Source organism: Azospira sp. MPR-LB4 (assembly GCF_058809525.1).
Genome location: NZ_CM179521.1, coordinates 475274 through 490441, shown reverse-complemented (window position 1 = coordinate 490441; position 15168 = coordinate 475274). Strand labels below are relative to the sequence as shown.

The 15168-nt window shown below is 61.8% G+C and carries 12 protein-coding genes; 7 read left to right on the top strand and 5 right to left on the bottom strand.

The features are described 5' to 3' along the window. Positions 1–123: 123 nt before the first annotated feature. Positions 124–1143 (bottom strand): CAF17-like 4Fe-4S cluster assembly/insertion protein YgfZ, encoded by a 1020-nt coding sequence (ygfZ, locus tag AC3QLZ_RS02300; protein WP_014237688.1) that lies wholly within the window; start codon positions 1141–1143, stop codon positions 124–126. Between the two features lie 234 nt (positions 1144–1377). Between ygfZ and mltG the strand changes: the two genes are divergently transcribed. The 7 genes from mltG to AC3QLZ_RS02265 all read left to right on the top strand — a co-directional run bounded on the left by mltG (position 1378) and on the right by AC3QLZ_RS02265 (position 6957). Then, positions 1378–2373: an endolytic transglycosylase MltG gene (mltG, locus tag AC3QLZ_RS02295; RefSeq protein WP_014237687.1), complete on the top strand. Its 996-nt coding sequence runs from the start codon at positions 1378–1380 to the stop codon at positions 2371–2373. Positions 2374–2386: 13 nt separating this feature from the next. Further along, entirely contained in the window at positions 2387–2998 is a 612-nt protein-coding gene (tmk, locus tag AC3QLZ_RS02290; RefSeq protein WP_014237686.1) for a dTMP kinase, read from the top strand. Then, positions 2995–4020 carry a DNA polymerase III subunit delta' gene (gene holB, locus AC3QLZ_RS02285; protein ID WP_014237685.1) on the top strand — a complete coding sequence of 342 codons (1026 nt, stop codon included), beginning with the start codon at positions 2995–2997 and terminating at the stop codon, positions 4018–4020. Before tmk ends, holB begins: the two co-directional genes overlap by 4 nt. A 16-nt stretch (positions 4021–4036) precedes the next feature. Further along, positions 4037–4423, top strand: a complete 387-nt coding sequence (locus AC3QLZ_RS02280) for a PilZ domain-containing protein (protein ID WP_014237684.1) — start codon at positions 4037–4039, stop codon at positions 4421–4423. 29 nt (positions 4424–4452) lie between these two features. Further along, entirely contained in the window at positions 4453–5235 is a 783-nt protein-coding gene (locus AC3QLZ_RS02275; RefSeq protein ID WP_014237683.1) for a TatD family hydrolase, read from the top strand. Between the two features lie 16 nt (positions 5236–5251). After that, positions 5252–5896, top strand: a complete 645-nt coding sequence (locus AC3QLZ_RS02270) for an ankyrin repeat domain-containing protein (protein ID WP_014237682.1) — start codon at positions 5252–5254, stop codon at positions 5894–5896. Between the two features lie 68 nt (positions 5897–5964). Next, on the top strand, positions 5965–6957 hold the full coding sequence (locus tag AC3QLZ_RS02265) for a TRAP transporter substrate-binding protein (RefSeq protein WP_014237681.1): 993 nt from the start codon (positions 5965–5967) through the stop codon (positions 6955–6957). Between the two features lie 484 nt (positions 6958–7441). On the opposite strand, the gene AC3QLZ_RS02260 is transcribed toward AC3QLZ_RS02265, so the two are convergent. The 4 genes from AC3QLZ_RS02260 to AC3QLZ_RS02245 are packed head-to-tail and all read right to left on the bottom strand — an operon-like array spanning position 7442 to position 15150. Continuing rightward, positions 7442–10444 (bottom strand): Tn3 family transposase, encoded by a 3003-nt coding sequence (locus AC3QLZ_RS02260; RefSeq protein WP_014237680.1) that lies wholly within the window; start codon positions 10442–10444, stop codon positions 7442–7444. 6 nt (positions 10445–10450) lie between these two features. Next, positions 10451–11734 (bottom strand): site-specific integrase, encoded by a 1284-nt coding sequence (locus AC3QLZ_RS02255; protein WP_014237679.1) that lies wholly within the window; start codon positions 11732–11734, stop codon positions 10451–10453. 17 nt (positions 11735–11751) lie between these two features. Next, entirely contained in the window at positions 11752–13977 is a 2226-nt protein-coding gene (locus tag AC3QLZ_RS02250) for a S8 family peptidase (protein ID WP_014237678.1), read from the bottom strand. Then, entirely contained in the window at positions 13978–15150 is a 1173-nt protein-coding gene (locus AC3QLZ_RS02245) for an AAA family ATPase (protein ID WP_014237677.1), read from the bottom strand. Positions 15151–15168: the final 18 nt, after the last annotated feature.

Genomic DNA, 15168 nt, shown 5'->3' with positions numbered 1-15168 from the left:
CAGAGAGCACAGAGGGAAAAGCGGGTGTGCGCCAAAAGGACAACGGCGCCAGTTCAGCCTGCCGGGGTCAAAATACCCGGGGTTTAACTCTGTGTTCTCTGTGCGCTCTGTGGCAATGGTTTTTTAGTAGGGCAGGGGCAGCAGTTCCAGCACCGGGCCGTCCGGGCCGCCGGCATGCACCGGGCCGCCACTGGCGCAGTTTTCCGGGATCACTGCCAGCAGCTCCCAGCTGCCGTCCGCTGCCGGTGCCCCATTGACCACGGTACCGCCGTGGTTCTCGTCGGCCAGGGTGGAGAAAAGGGCGTCGCCAGCCCGGACCGGAGCAGCCACCTTGGCGCGGAAGAGGGAGCGCTTGACCTTGCCCAGGTACTGGGTGCGGGCAACGATTTCCTGGCCCGGGTAGCAGCCCTTGTGGAAGCTGACGCCGCCGATGCGTTCGAAATTGGCCATCTGGGGCACGAAGGCTTCCTGGGTGGGGCCGCTGATGTGGGGAATGCCGGCCTGGATCTGCAGCCATTGCCATACCGGCGTGCCCACGGGGCGGGCACCGGCGGCCAGGGCTGCCCACAGGCTGGGCGCGGCGGCCACGGCCACGGCGATTTCGAAGCGCTCCTTGCCTTCCAGGCGGATCACCTTGCCCGCCGGCGCTTCCAGTGCTTCCAGGGGCTGGGCCGGCACCGGCAAAGCGGCCTGGGCCAGCAGGGCGGCGCTGCCCGGTCCGGCCAGGCCGATCAGGGCCACTTCGTCGCTGCGACTGGTGATCTGCACCTTGGCCCGCAGCACAAACATCTGCAGGCGCTTCTGGATGGCGGGCTGCAGTTCGGCAGCCAGCTGCACCTGGTAGGCGTCGCCTTCCTTCCACAGCAGGAAGCTGGCCAGCATGCGGCCCTTGGCGGTACACCAGGCGGAATGCTGGGCCGCTTCGGCTTTCAGGTGGTTCACATCGCTGGTCACCTGGTTGTGCAGGAAGGACTTGGCATCCTCGCCGCCGACGGCGATCAGGCCCAGGTGGGAAAGGGGAGCCAGCACCGGTCCGTTGAGGGCGGCCTGGCGTTCGCCGGCGGCATCGCCGAAATCGGTGACCAGATCGGCGTCGAACTTGGCGCCAGCCGTTTCCAGGGTGTTTTTCCAGAGAGCGTTCATGGGGATTTCCGTGGCAATTGGGGGAAAGTTAAGGGTTTTCGTGAGTCGCTTGTCGGAAACGGTCGGCCATCGGGGGCCGGCTCGTACAGCAGGTCCGCGTCGTCATTGGCCGGCGCGGGCGTCAATAGCTGGGGAGAATACAGGGCTTGGGCTATTATATCGCCTCCTTTTACCCCGAATTCTCGGCAACGGCCAGGCCGGTGGCGGCAGCCGTTCCCCTAGACCCGCTTTCCTATGCGCTTGTTCCGCAGACTGTTGTCCCTGCTGATCCTCGCGGCCCTGCTGGGCGGCGGCGGCCTGGCCTGGCTGGCCCTGAGCCCGGTCCGCCTCAATGCCTCGCCCCTGGACTTCCAGGTGCAGCCCGGCAGCAGTGCCCGCGCAGCCGCCCGGCAGATGGTGGAGGCGGGCATCGATCTCAATCCCTGGGCCTTCGAGGCCCTGGCCCGGGCCAGCCGCAGCGCCGCGGCCCTCAAGGCGGGCAGCTACGAGGTGGAGCAGGGCATCACCCTGTGGGCTCTGCTGCAGAAGCTGACCCGGGGTGACGTCAGCCAGAGCGAACTGGCCATCATCGAGGGCTGGAATTTCCGCCAGCTGCGGGACAAGCTCAATGCCCACCCCGACCTGCGCCATGACGGCGCCGGCTTGTCGGACCGGGAACTGCTGCAGCGCATTGGCGCCGCCGAAAGCCATCCGGAAGGACTGTTCTTCCCCGACACCTATCTCTTCAGCAAGCAGTCCAGCGACCTGGACCTGCTGGCCCGGGCCTACCGGGCTATGCAGAAGCGCCTCCAGACCGAATGGGCGGCCCGGGACCCGGGCCTGCCCCTGCAGCATCCCTACCAGGCCCTGATCCTCGCTTCCATCGTGGAAAAGGAAACGGGTCGGGCCGCGGACCGGCCCCATATCGCCGCAGTGTTCGTCAATCGCCTGCGCCAGGGCATGCTGCTGCAGACCGACCCCACGGTCATCTACGGCATGGGCGAGCGCTTCGACGGCAATTTGCGGCGCCAGGACCTGCTCACCGATACGCCCTACAATACCTACACCCGGGGCGGCCTGCCGCCCACGCCCATCGCCATGCCCGGCCAGGCGGCCCTGCAGGCGGCGCTCCATCCCGCTGCCAGCCCGGCCCTTTATTTCGTCGCCCGGGGCGATGGCAGCAGCCATTTTTCCTCCTCCCTGGACGAGCACAACCGGGCGGTAAACAAATACCAGCGGGGCGGACGCTGATTACAGGATGACCATGCGCGGAAAATTCATCACCTTCGAAGGTATCGACGGGGCCGGCAAGAGCACCCACATCCAGTGGCTGGCAGACCAGCTCACGGCCCGGGGCAAGACCGTGGTCACCACCCGGGAGCCCGGCGGCACGCCCCTGGGGGAAAAGCTGCGGGCCCTGCTGCTGGCCGAGCCCATGCACCTGGAAACCGAGGCCCTGCTGATGTTCGCTGCCCGCCGGGAGCACCTGGCCGAGGTCATCGAGCCGGCCCTGGCGGCCGGCACCTGGGTCATCTCGGACCGTTTCACCGATGCCACCGTGGCCTACCAGGGCGGCGGCCGGGGGCTATCCCTGGACAAGCTGAAAGTCCTGGAGGACTGGGTCCACGGCCACCTGCAGCCGGACCTGACCCTGCTTTTCGATCTGCCCCTGGCGGTAGCCCAGGCCCGCATCGGCAAGGAGCGCATCCTCGACCGCTTCGAGCAGGAAGAGGCTGATTTCCACGAGCGGGTGCGCCAGTGCTATCTGCAACGGGCCGGCCAGTCCAACGGCCGCATCCGGGTGGTACAGGCCGACCGGACCGTGGATGAAATTAAGAAATCAATTGAAGAATTGATTTCAACTATTTGTTTATGAATATATTTCAATTACAGGAATCGGCCTGGCAACGGCTCCAGGGGCGGCGTGCGCAGCTTCCCCACGCCCTCCTGCTGATCGGCCAGCGCGGCGTCGGCAAGTTCGAACTGGCCCGGGCCTTTGCCGCCGGCCTGCTCTGCGAGGCGCCGGGCATGGACGGCCATGCCTGCGGCCAGTGTTCCGCCTGCAACTGGCTGGGGCAGGGCAACCACCCGGATTTCCGGCTGGTGCAACCGGCGGCCATGAGCGACGAAGAGGCCGAGGCCGACGAGGAAACGGGCAAGAAGAAGCCCAGCCAGCAGATCACCATCGACCAGGTGCGGGGGCTGGACGACTTCCTCCACGTCGGCACCCACCGCCAGGGGGTGCGCATCGTCCTGCTGCACCCGGCGGAGGCCATGAACCGCAACACCGCCAACGCGCTGTTGAAGAGCCTGGAAGAACCCCGGCCCGACACCCTGTTCCTGCTGGTGTCCAGCGAGGCCGACCGGCTCCTGCCAACCATCCGCAGCCGCTGCCAGACCGTGGAAGTGCCCCTGCCGTCGCCCCAGGCGGCCACCGCCTGGCTGGCGGCGCAGAAGGTCAGCGACGGCGGGCGCTGGCTGGCCCTGGCCGGCGGGGCGCCGCGCCTGGCGGCGGAACTGGCCGGCAGCGGCCAGCGCAGTCTGCTCGATGCCCTGCTCGGGCAGTTGCAGAAGGGACGCCAGCTGGACCCCATTGCCGCGGCCGCTCTGATCGAGAAAACTCTCAAGGCGGACAAGTCCGGCGCCCTCACCATGAAGCGGACGGTGGAATGGCTGCAGAAATGGAGCGCCGACCTGGCTCTGGTGGCGGAGGGGCTGCCGCCGCGCTACTTCCAGGACGATGGCGCTACAATAGGGCAGCTGGCGGCTTCATCAAGCACTATTAAAATAATAAATTTCAATAGATTGCTGATTAAATTTAAAGCTCAATCTGAGCATCCGTTGAACCTGCGCTTGGTACTGGAAGAACTCTTCTTCGCCTACCGGGCCCTGTACTGAAAGACGCGAGGACCCCATGTCGGACACCAATGCCGCAAGTTCTGCCGCTCCAGCCGCCGCCGGAGCCCGCCCCAGCGTTCTCTCCCTCAACATCAATTCCAAGTCGGCCCTTTACGCCGCCTACATGCCCCACCTGAAAAACGGCGGCATCTTCATCCCCACCAACCGTCGCTACACCCTGGGGGACGAAGTTTTCATGCTGCTCTCCCTGATGGAGGACCCGACCAAGCTGCCCATCGCCGGCACCGTGGTCTGGGTGACCCCGGCCGGGGCCCAGAACAGCAAGGCCCAGGGCATCGGCATCCATTTCAACAACGACGAGAGCGGCATCGAGGCCCGGCGCAAGATCGAAGGCCTGCTCGGCGGCCTGCTCCAGTCCAGCCGCGCCACCCATACCATCTGAGGGCCCTGGCGGCCCCGCGTAGAGAAACCATGCTTGTCGATTCCCACTGCCACCTGGACTTTCCCGACCTGGCCGCCAGGCTGCCGGAAATCCTGGCCAAGATGGCAGCCAACCAAGTCCAGGCCGCCGTCTGCATCGGCGTCAATCTGGAGGACTTTCCCCGGGTCCTGGCCCTGGCCGAGGCCCATCCCCAGTTGCTGGCCAGCGTCGGCGTCCATCCCGAACACACGGAAGGGGCCGAGCCCACGGCGGAGCAGCTGGTGGCCCTGGCCGCCCATCCCCGGGTCGTCGCCATCGGCGAAACCGGGCTGGATTACTACTGGCACAAGGACAAGCCGGAGTGGCAGCGACAGCGCTTCCGCACCCACATCGCTGCCGCCAAGGCCTGCGGCAAGCCCCTGGTGATCCATACCCGGGACTCGGCCGCCGACACCATCCGCCTCATGGCGGAGGAGGGGGCCGGAGCGGTGGGCGGCGTCATGCACTGCTTCACCGAGGACTGGGAAGTGGCCAAACAGGCCCTGGACCTGGGCTTCTACATTTCCTTCTCCGGCATCGTCACCTTCAAGAACGCCAAGGTGGTCAAGGAAGTGGCCGCCAAGGTGCCCCTGGAGCGCATCCTGGTGGAGACCGACTCGCCCTACCTGGCACCAACGCCCTTCCGGGGCAAGACCAACGAACCGGCCTACGTGCGCCACGTGGCCGAGGAAATCGCCACCCTGCGCGGTCTCACCCTGCAGGAGGTGGCCGCCGCCACCACCGCCAATTTCTTCCGCTGTTTCCCTGCCGCCGGCACCGCCCTGGCCGCCTGACCCTCGAGGAACCACCATGCGCAAGCTCCTGGCAGCCCTGCTGCTCTCCCTGGCTTTCCCCCTTGCCCAGCCGGTCCTGGCCGGCATCTACGACGACACCCTCAAGGCCGTGCTGGAAAACCACACGGAGGAGGCGGTGGCCCTGCTGGAGCGGGGCATCGATCCCAATACCGCCGATGCCGAAGGCAGCACCCTGCTCATGCTGGCGGCCCGCAACGGCAATGCGGAGCTGGTGGACCAGCTGATCCTGCGCCGGGCCAAGGTCACCGCCCGCAATCGTTTCGGCGACGACGCCCTGCTGCTGGCCAGCTTCCGCGGCCATCTGCCGGTGGTGAAGCTGCTCCTGGCCGGCGGCGCCCCGGTGAACCGCAGCGAAGGCTGGCCGCCCCTGGCCTATGCGGCCTTCAACAACCAGCTGGAGGTGATGGAATACCTGCTGGCCCACGGCGCCGACATCAACGGCACCAGCGACAACGGCACCACCGCCCTCATGGTGGCGGCCCGCAATGCCCATATCGAAGCGGTGCGCCTGCTGCTGAAGCACAAGCCGGATGTGGACAAGATCAACGAGGCCGGCGGCACCGCCCTGAAGTGGGCCGTGGCCGCCAACAATACGGAAATCGCCGACCTGCTGCGCCAGGCCGGCGCCGTCCTGGAGTAAGCGGGAACGCGGGTTTCGGCCGCTCCCGATTTTTCCTGCAGCAACCTGGTTTCGGGAAGAACACTGCCATGCAACGACGTGACTTCCTGCTCGGCGCCGGCGCTTCGGCGGCCCTGGGCGCGGCTACGGCCCGGGCGGCGGACGGCCAGCCGGTGGTGCGCTGGCGCCTGGCCTCCAGCTATCCGAAGAGCCTGGATACCCTCTACGGCGCCAGCGAAGTGCTGGCCAATCGGGTGGCGGCCCTGACCGAGGGACGCTTCCAGATCCGCCCCTTCGCCGCGGGCGAAATCGTCCCCGGTCTGCAGGCCCTGGATGCGGTGCAGCAGGACACCGTGGAGTGCGGCCACACCCTGGGTTCCTTCTACGTCGGCAAGAACCGGGCATTCGCCTTCGACAGCGTCCTGCCCTTCGGCCTCACCACCCGCCAGCAGACGGCCTGGATGCATTTCGGCAACGGTCTGACCCTGCTGCGGGAGCTGTACCGGGATTACGGCGTCATCAACTTCCCCGGCGGCAACACCGGCGCCCAGATGGGGGGCTGGTTCCGCAAGGAACTGCAGGGCCTGGCCGATCTCAAGGGCCTGAAGATGCGCATTCCAGGCCTGGGCGGGGAAATCATGGCGCGCCTAGGGGCGGTGCCCCAGACCATTCCCGGGGCCGACGTCTATCCGGCCCTGGAAAAGGGCGCCATCGACGCCGCCGAATGGTCCGGCCCCTACGATGACGAGAAGCTGGGCTTCTTCAAGGTGGCCCGCTATTACTACCATCCGGGCTGGTGGGAACCCAGTGCCCAGCTGAGTTTCCTGGTCAATGCCCGGGAATGGGAAAAACTGCCCAAGGCCTACCAGCAGGCCTTCGAGGTGGCGGCGGCAGAAGCCCACCTGCTCACCACCGCCGAATACGACGCCAAGAATCCGCCGGCCCTGACGCGCCTGCTGGCCCAGGGCGTCAAGCTGCGCCGTTTTCCGGATGACGTGATGAAGGCCGCCTACAGGGCCGCCTTCGCCTTCTACGAGAGGGTCGGCCGGGAATCATCCGAAATCCTCGAAAAAATCGCTTAGTTGATTGTTCCGAAAAGAAAATCACCTTATTTGAAGTGAAGGCCAGTTTTCACCGGCCTACCCTCTTCAGTTGAAGCTTAGGCTCCGCAGGTCAGTGCTTTGTTTGCGCTGACAAAAACTTTGTCAGGCTTGGATTTGAACTCAGTGTCCGGCTGATTGTTGTGTGACTTACACATCGGCGCAATGTAGTTGAGTTTTCGCAGCGATTCGTCTTTCATGTTCGGCAAAATGATATGCGCCCCAACCTCAGCTTGAGAGTCACACCCTTGCACGTGGCTTTTGGCGTTGCGGAAGCCTTCGCAAACTTCTTCCAGTGGCCAAGCCAAGTACCGCAACTACAATTTTTGTCTGAGGTTCCATTCAGATTTTTCATCGTGATCGAACCACTGCCGGTCAGTGTCTTGCTCATGAACATCTCCCTAAAGTGACCACGCACGCGCATGGCAATCCATGATATTGGGATTCTCTCCGAGAAATTCAATAGTCATTGACCTTGGCTTGTTGATTCGGCCTCCAAAATCCGGAATCCCTCATCCAGCGCTTCGGCCTTGCGGCGGAAATCCAGCACGTAATCGCCGAAACGATTGATGTGCTCCAGCCGGTATGGTGCCAGTCCAGCCAAGACTTCCTGGTTGATCACAGCCCCTTCGGCTTGGAGTTGCTTCAGCACCCGGCTCATCCCCACCACGTTGTGCAAGATGACCAGGTTGGCAACAAGATGGTTGTACTTGATGATCTTGCGCTGTTCATGGCGCAGGTTTTCGGCAATCACCCCTTCTCCGCCGAAGAACAGTTTTTTCTCGAAACCATTGAATTGCTCCGACTTGTTGGTTTCCGCGTGGATGAGCCGGCGTAGTTCGACGTTGCCAACGTATTTCAGCAGAAACATGGTTCGGATTACTTTGCCGAGTTCCTTAAAGGCGAAATACAGCTTGTTCTTTCGACTGTAAGTCCCCAGGCGGCGCAGGATGGCCGAGGCAGAAATTTTCCCGAGCTTGATGGAAACGGCCACGCGCAGCATGTCCGGCAGATGAGTCTCGATCATCTGCCAATTGATGTCATCACTGAATAATCGGTCGATATGGGTGAACTTCTTGTTGTTGTCGGGGCGATGGAATACCAGATCCTTGATGCCACGGATGCGCGGCATCAGCTTGATACCCAAGAGGTGGGAAAGAGCAAAAACCGTGTAGCTCTGGGCTTGGGTATCACCGTGAATGGTGTCCGGTCGGATATCCGAGGTATTGGTCATCAGTCCATCGAGGATGTGGGTGCCTTCGTAGGTACCACAGGAAATGAAGTGGCTGAACAGCGCAATGAACTTGTCGGAAACATGGTAGTAGCCGATACCGCCATAGCCGCCGTAGCGGATGTGATGCTCGGAAATCAGATTTTGCTCGTAGAGGTTCCATTTCGTGCCGTCGGCCGAAGCATGCTTGCCTGATCCCCAGTAGCCAGGCAATTCGAACTTGTTGTAGGCATTGATGACTTTGACGATGGCTTTTTCCAGCACCTCTTCCGTTACGTACTTGATGTTGAGCCAAGCGATCTGCTTGCGGCTCATGCCCCGAATTGAGCGCGCCGTCTGGGTCGGTCCGAGGTTGCAGCCATAACAGAACAAGGTGCTGATCACTCGTGGCCGCAATTCCTCGATCCGGCTTTCGGTCCCCATCAAGGGCCGAAACAACTTGTGCAATTGCAGCCAGCGCTCGGTGTCGATCAGTACGTCGACGATACTGATGTTCTCCATGTGCTCGGTGATTAGCTGGTCGATCGCCCTGATGCCGGGCGGTGGTTCGCTGGCTGGCGGTTTCTTCAGGATCAGCCGGCCATCGACGATTTCGGCATAGGCATTTTCGGGAAATTCGGCATCGACCTCCTCAGCCGTCTCCAGTAAAGCCGCCTTCAAGGACTCGGTAAAGGCCCTGGAATCCGTTTCGACACCGGTGACCTCGCCATACTGCGCCAATTCCCGATTCAGGGTGTCGTCATCAACCAGTTGTTCCCGGTAGTCGTCGTAGCGCTCACCGTGCTGAATAAACAGATCGCCCGACTTCAGTTCATCGCGGATCGCATACAGAACCGCCAATTCGAAGTAACGGCGATTGATGGCAACGACCTGACCGTCGGCGCGTTCGGAAATGACCAGCTTCCGCCAGGTCGAGGGGAGCCACTGGAAGTCCTCCTCGACATTCAGACCGACCAACGATAGCGGAACGACTTCGTGCCGGGTGCCACGTAGCGCCTGCAACGCTTTCATCATCCGGATCAGGGTATCGTCTTCACTGCTGCTCTGCGGATTGACGATTTCGATACAGTTCAGCAACTGAGCTCGAACCATCTTGTAAGGCTGGATGAGGAACGGCAGATGATTGCGTCCGGCGTAAGCCATGTGCTCATCGCAGATGGCCACCAGGTCATCGACCTCGGCGATCAGGCTGCCGCCGATGGCTTCCACCCGTTGATGATCCGTGCCGTCGATCCGGTAGGCCAGCAACATCTCTTTCAACTGGCCGATCAGGCGATCAGTTCGCTGGAGGTGTTCCTGCTGGTATTCACCCAGCTTGTTGCGTGCCTGATTGTCCAGGTTCTGGAGCATGCGGACGAATAGGTCGGCCGCATCGTCAAGCGTCTGGGCAAATTGCGAGCGGATGTAGATGACCGCCAGGGCATAGCGCTTCTGGGGCTTCAGCTCCGCCATTTCTGTCGCATCCAGCGAACGGGCGATGTAGCGGTACTGTTTGAGTTTTGGAACGGGAATATCGGGGATGGGTAGTTGGTCGACCAGCAACTGGAGCCTGCGGATATGCTGGAGATAGAAGCGGGTTTCCTTGTTGGTTGGCTTTTTTGGTTCGCGCTTGAGCAGGTTCCAGGTACTGCTGGTCTCACCCGACTTGACCTTGAACAAGTTGTCGATCAAGGCTTTCACCTTGGCATCAAGTTGGTCGGCAAGGCTCGCAAAATGGACGTCGTGGATCTTTTCCCGGGCCTGGACGGCCAGTCGGTCGAGTGTTGAGAAACCAGGGAGTTCGTAGCGGTGGTGCACCAGTTCTTCAAGCATCACATTGATGATGTCGGCCACCACATGTCGGCTGTCTGCGGCGGTTTCTGCAACATGCCGTAACCAGGCGCGTCCCTGATCGTCCAGAGGGCGAACATTCAGGTAGCGTCGCAAGGCAGCAATCAGGGTGGTGCGCGCCGTCGTTCGGTCGAACTGCCGAAGTTCATCTGCCCTGGCTGGCCGATGCCCCGTTTGGACCACAATGTGTTGGCGAATCGCCGCCGGAACATCCCTGATGTGGACGAAGTACCCAAGACGCTGAAACAGCTTCAGGTAGATGAATGCAGCCGAGCGAGCAATGGGACGCTTTACAGTCTTATCGATGAATCTGATTTCATCAGGCGTCAGGGTATAAATCTCGTCGAGATCCTGTGCCGATGGGTCCGCTTTCAGGCGGGGATACGCGGTCTCGTGAAGCTGGGTCATGCGGGATCAATCCCAATGCCTGCCGGTGGCCGGGTCACGGCAGACCGCCTCCAGGAAGCACTCACGGGCATCGGCAATACGATGGAGTTCGTCGAGCAAGGTGTAGAGGTGCTCGTCCAGGGTGTCGGTTGAAGGCGTCGGGACGGAAATTTGATATCGACGGCCATCCTGATCCAACGGTTGTGCCTGGAACTGGGCAAGGCAAGTGTTCGTCATGTCCCGCAAGGCATTGGCGACACCGCGTCGGCCGCCATTGAAGGCAGACAAATCGATGGAAACCTCGATCATTGCGAGTGGGACCTCGGGCAGACTGGGCAACTGTGGGGTCGAGGCTGTTGCTGTTTCTGGCAGCGCCCGATCCAGTCCCTGCTCGAAACGCGCCTTCTGGTCGGTGCTGACCCCATCCAGATAGCGCATGGCAGCCTTCACATCACGCCAGCCCACGTAACTCATCAACTCCCGGATATCCCAGCCGCTCATGCCAGCCCACTGGGCGAACCCACGGCGTAGCGAGTGACTACTGAAGGTCTCTGCATCGGCCACACCTGCCCGGCTCAGCAACTTTCGAAGCATGGGAATGATACTGCTCGGGGTCAATTCGACTTCAGATAGATGCCCCCAGCGATCGACCTTGCGGAATAGCGGCCCTCCAGTCAGTTTGGACAAGGCTAACCAGTCTTCAACTGCCTCGACCGGACACAGCCGGGACAGTGCTGGACATGAGTAGCTTCGGCCTTCCAGGTTGCGATCTCCCTTGCTGCGCGGCAAGAAACAGGTCAGCCCCTCGCCAGGCTTGATTTCGATAAATTCGATGCGAAGGTTGGCCAGTTCGTCGGAGCGGAACCCGCGCCAGAAACCGAGGAGAACCAGGGCTTGGTCCCGCGTGTGTCGCAGGGCGCTGGTCAAATCCCCCCGGCTGATTGCAGCCGCCGTGGCCGAAGTCAGCCAGTCGGCAACACCGCGCAGGATTTCCAGTTCCAGTGGCTTGGCCCGTTTTTCCTGGGCAGGATGCAGCGTTCGGATACCTTTCAACAGTTGCCGAATTTTTGGGGCTTTGGTCGGGTCCGGAAAGCCATGATCCTGATGCCAGCGCGACAGCGCCGCGAGGCGGTGCTTCAGCGTGTTCAGCGACAGGGATTCGGCATAGGCCGCCAGGTAGCGGGCAACCGAATCGATGGTTGCCGGCAACAAGCCTCCCCACTCGATCTCGAAGTGCTGGATGGCTGACGCATAGCTGCGTCGGGTATTGGCCCGTGCGGCGGCATTGAGGTAGAGATCGACCTGGCTCATCGCATTCCTAGCTGGATTCAGGTCCGTGCGCGCAGCGGCAGCGAGACTTGCGGTTCCAGCGCTTGGAGCACGGCGTGGGCCTTGAGTATGTCCTGATGTAACTGCGCATGCTTCGGGGCGTGTACGGTAACCACCAAGGCGTAGCGGATGGCAGGCGCCCCTGACGAAGCCTGGCCCCCAGCCTCGCGAGCGTTGTAATGCACGTCGAACAAGGGTTCAAGCAGGCTGCTACCGTAGTAACTGTGCTCAGCGTGCAGCACAGTTTCCCACTTACCCAGATCTGCCCGCAGTTCGGCCTCGGTCCGAAAGTCGGCCGATGGGAAAAAACTGACCGACGATGCATTGGTAGCACCGGCCTTGCGCTTGCTGCTGTTGGGTCGAAAGGTAATGCCGAGGCCGGCTTTCGTGTAGGCGCCGGCATCCTGAGGATCGACCGGGCTGGCGTAACAGAAGGTTGCCCGTAAACGCACCTTCCCCTCCAGCTTAAAAGCCGGCAAGGGAATCGGTGCGCGCAGGAATTTTCCTGGACGTAGCTCGCCCTGATAGATGATTCGAGCTACCCCGTCGTCACAGGTGATCAGGCGATTGATGTCCGACGGGACACGTCCCCAACCGACATGATGCACATCGTGCTCTTCATTGCTTTCGCAGCCATGGACCAACAGCGTCTTGATGGTCAACGGATGTACAGGGTCGCCCAGAATAGCCCGGATACCAACTGCCGAGCGCAGCGCGAGTGGTGCCGCGAAGCTGGTTCCCAGCGTGGCGGCCAGGTTCGGTCGGCTGCCAGGGGCTGCTACGTGAAAATACTCCTTGGGCGCGCCGCCAAACGCCACCACATCGGGTTTCCGTCTTCCCGGGCTACGACCGGGGCCGGTGGCGCTGTAACCAGCGCGTTTCCAATCCGGGCCGCTTCGATCGGCGGCGCCCACAGACAACGCATTCACGCTATCAGAAGGCACCTGGATACGGTTAAGGCCAAGTGCTGCATCGCGTTCCCCATTATTGCCGACTGCAACAGTCATCAGGGTTTCACCATCGCTCAAAATGCTGTCGATCACCGCTGTCCACGCGTGTACATCTTGGTCCTCGACTGGCAGATCCGGACCCAAGCTGAGGTTGATGAACTGGTATTGACGGGAAAGCAGTACGGTTTCGACGTGGCCGAGCGTGCGATACAACTCGTAGGGATCTTCTCCGTCAATCTTGGCATCCAGCACGCGATGATGGTCAACCGGCGCGTAGGGACGTTCTGCCGCTGCTTCCGGCTCAATCGGCCCAAACAGCAAAGCCGAGGTGACGCCGAGTCCATGCTCGGTGAAGTCGGGTACGTCGCTCGCATCCTCGTCAGCCAGGAAATAGCGGCGGACATAGCCATCGAGGATGTGCTCCGCCGGTAGGCCGCCATCCAGTACAGCGACCTTGGGTTCGCGAGAAAGCGGCTCGCCGCTCGGCAACGAGAACGACACCGCAAGCGGCATGCTGCGGGTGACCGGACGTGCCGCCCGCAAGTGCGGCATCGGCCGGACGACGCGGGTCAGGGTGAACTGGGCCAGGTTTTCTAGGGCGGCAGCCTCCCCCTCGACCGCAACGAACAGCAGGCGGCCCGCTTCAAATTCGAATTCGCCATTGACCCTGAAGCCGCAGTCCTTGGCGTAGTCAGCGAACATGGCACGAACATCCGAGGCGTCGCCTTCGGGGGGTAAATGCAGGCCGACCTCGAAAACGTGGCCGATATTGGCGCCCTCAAGATGCAGGCGATCAGATGGGGTCATGGCGGCAAAGGTCTCGATGCGAGCAAACTGCTCGGCGACCGGCATCTGTTCGTTCAGGTTTCGGGCGAAAGCCGGGAAGTTTCCCAGTGCCGCCCGCGTGCCAGCCACGAAAAGTTCCGTGGTTTCTGCTTCCGGCGGCGCCTTCTTCTGAGTTTGGCGGCGCGGCTGGATACGGCGGGTCCGCGACCCGACCGAGGCGAGGCCGACCTGATCGAGCAGCAGCTTCGGGAAAAACGACTTGGCCAGGTAGGCCGGGTGCAATACCAGACGGGCCACCGCTAAATCATCGGCACAGGCCTTCGCCGGTAATTCTTGGAAAATGCTGTTGGCTAACTCGATCTCCGGCACGATGATGCGCTTGGCCTCGCCAAGCGTATAGGGGTGAGCCTTGTCGCCAACCTTCTTCTTGGGCGCTTCGATGGGATAGGTCAGTAACTCGGCACGGCCGATCAGGTATCGCGTAGTCATTTATTTGAGCCCCCTGCCTTTGCGGGGTGATGGTCCCGCGTGTTTGCGAATGGTGTCGCGAGCGACCCCCGTCATCTGGCTAATCTGCATGTGAGTGTGCTGGCCCGCCTTGGCCAGTTCGATTGCTAGATTGAGGCGTTCTGCCTTGCTCAAGGCTTCCTGACGCTGGCCCAGTGCCGAGCCGATCAGTTGTTCTAACGGTGCTGTCTGCAAGGCATGGCCACGACGCAAGGCGTTAATGCTACGTTCGACATCCGACAGCGACTGCCCCTGTAGGCCGGCGGCCAGCACATCGACCCAAGACTCAAACAGTTTCAGGTCGTCGCCAAGGAATCGCTGGATGGCAACCGCAATCGCCGAGGCATCCGGTGCGTCGAACTTGAGGACCAGATCGAAACGTCGCCACAGCGCCGGATCGACCAGCTCCGGATGATTGGTGGCTGCCAGCAGTAATCCGCTGTCCGGCCACTGGTCGACTTCCTGCAACATAACGGTGACCAAGCGCTTCAGTTCGCCGATATCGGATTCATCGCTGCGCCGTTTGGCGATGGCGTCGATCTCATCGAGCAGTAGGACGGCGGCGTGCTTCTTGGCGTGGTCCAGGGCGGCACGCAGATTGTTGCCAGTCTTGCCAAGCAGGCTGCTCATGACCGCCGTCAGGTCAAGCACCCATAGGGGCTTGCCCAAGGCGCTGGCGATCCAGCGGGCCGAGAGTGTTTTGCCGACCCCGGGTGGCCCAACCAAAATGGCTGAACGGGTCGGGCTGATACCGCGAGCAGCCAGCCGTTCGCGTTCCTGGCGTTCGCGAATGATGGCGCCGATGGCGTCATGAACGCCGCCGGGAAGAATCGGCGGAGCCAACCCGACTCGATCATCGAAGACGCGAATCAGTGCTAGGCGGGAGTCGCCATCAACTGGTAATGCCACTTCGCCAGCTTCAACCACTGGTGTGCCTCGACGCAGGATTGAATTACCTGCTGATCGGGTCTGGGATGCTTTCAGAGATTGATCAAGACGTGCTGCCAGTTCGGGGCGCTGCTGACGATACTTGCGTACGAGGCGCGCTAGCAGCAGGCGTGTATCTTCATGTGCCTCTGAAGCAGCGAGTCGAGCTAAATTGGCGAAATCATCCTCTATGTTTTCTATCTCGCCTGAAATTCTTTTTTTTTCCACAAAATAGCCTTTTAAAGA

Bases quoted from the DNA above. Each gene is read 5' to 3' on its own strand.
- holB (WP_014237685.1), top strand. From the start codon at position 2,995: ATGAATATATTTCAATTACAGGAATCGGCCTGGCAACGGCTCCAGGGG.
- AC3QLZ_RS02265 (WP_014237681.1), top strand. From the start codon at position 5,965: ATGCAACGACGTGACTTCCTGCTCGGCGCCGGCGCTTCGGCGGCCCTG.
- tmk (WP_014237686.1), top strand. From the start codon at position 2,387: ATGCGCGGAAAATTCATCACCTTCGAAGGTATCGACGGGGCCGGCAAG.
- AC3QLZ_RS02270 (WP_014237682.1), top strand. From the start codon at position 5,252: ATGCGCAAGCTCCTGGCAGCCCTGCTGCTCTCCCTGGCTTTCCCCCTT.
- mltG (WP_014237687.1), top strand. From the start codon at position 1,378: ATGCGCTTGTTCCGCAGACTGTTGTCCCTGCTGATCCTCGCGGCCCTG.
- AC3QLZ_RS02250 (WP_014237678.1), bottom strand. From the start codon at position 13,977: ATGACTACGCGATACCTGATCGGCCGTGCCGAGTTACTGACCTATCCC.
- AC3QLZ_RS02275 (WP_014237683.1), top strand. From the start codon at position 4,453: ATGCTTGTCGATTCCCACTGCCACCTGGACTTTCCCGACCTGGCCGCC.
- AC3QLZ_RS02255 (WP_014237679.1), bottom strand. From the start codon at position 11,734: ATGAGCCAGGTCGATCTCTACCTCAATGCCGCCGCACGGGCCAATACC.
- AC3QLZ_RS02280 (WP_014237684.1), top strand. From the start codon at position 4,037: ATGTCGGACACCAATGCCGCAAGTTCTGCCGCTCCAGCCGCCGCCGGA.
- AC3QLZ_RS02260 (WP_014237680.1), bottom strand. From the start codon at position 10,444: ATGACCCAGCTTCACGAGACCGCGTATCCCCGCCTGAAAGCGGACCCA.
- ygfZ (WP_014237688.1), bottom strand. From the start codon at position 1,143: ATGAACGCTCTCTGGAAAAACACCCTGGAAACGGCTGGCGCCAAGTTC.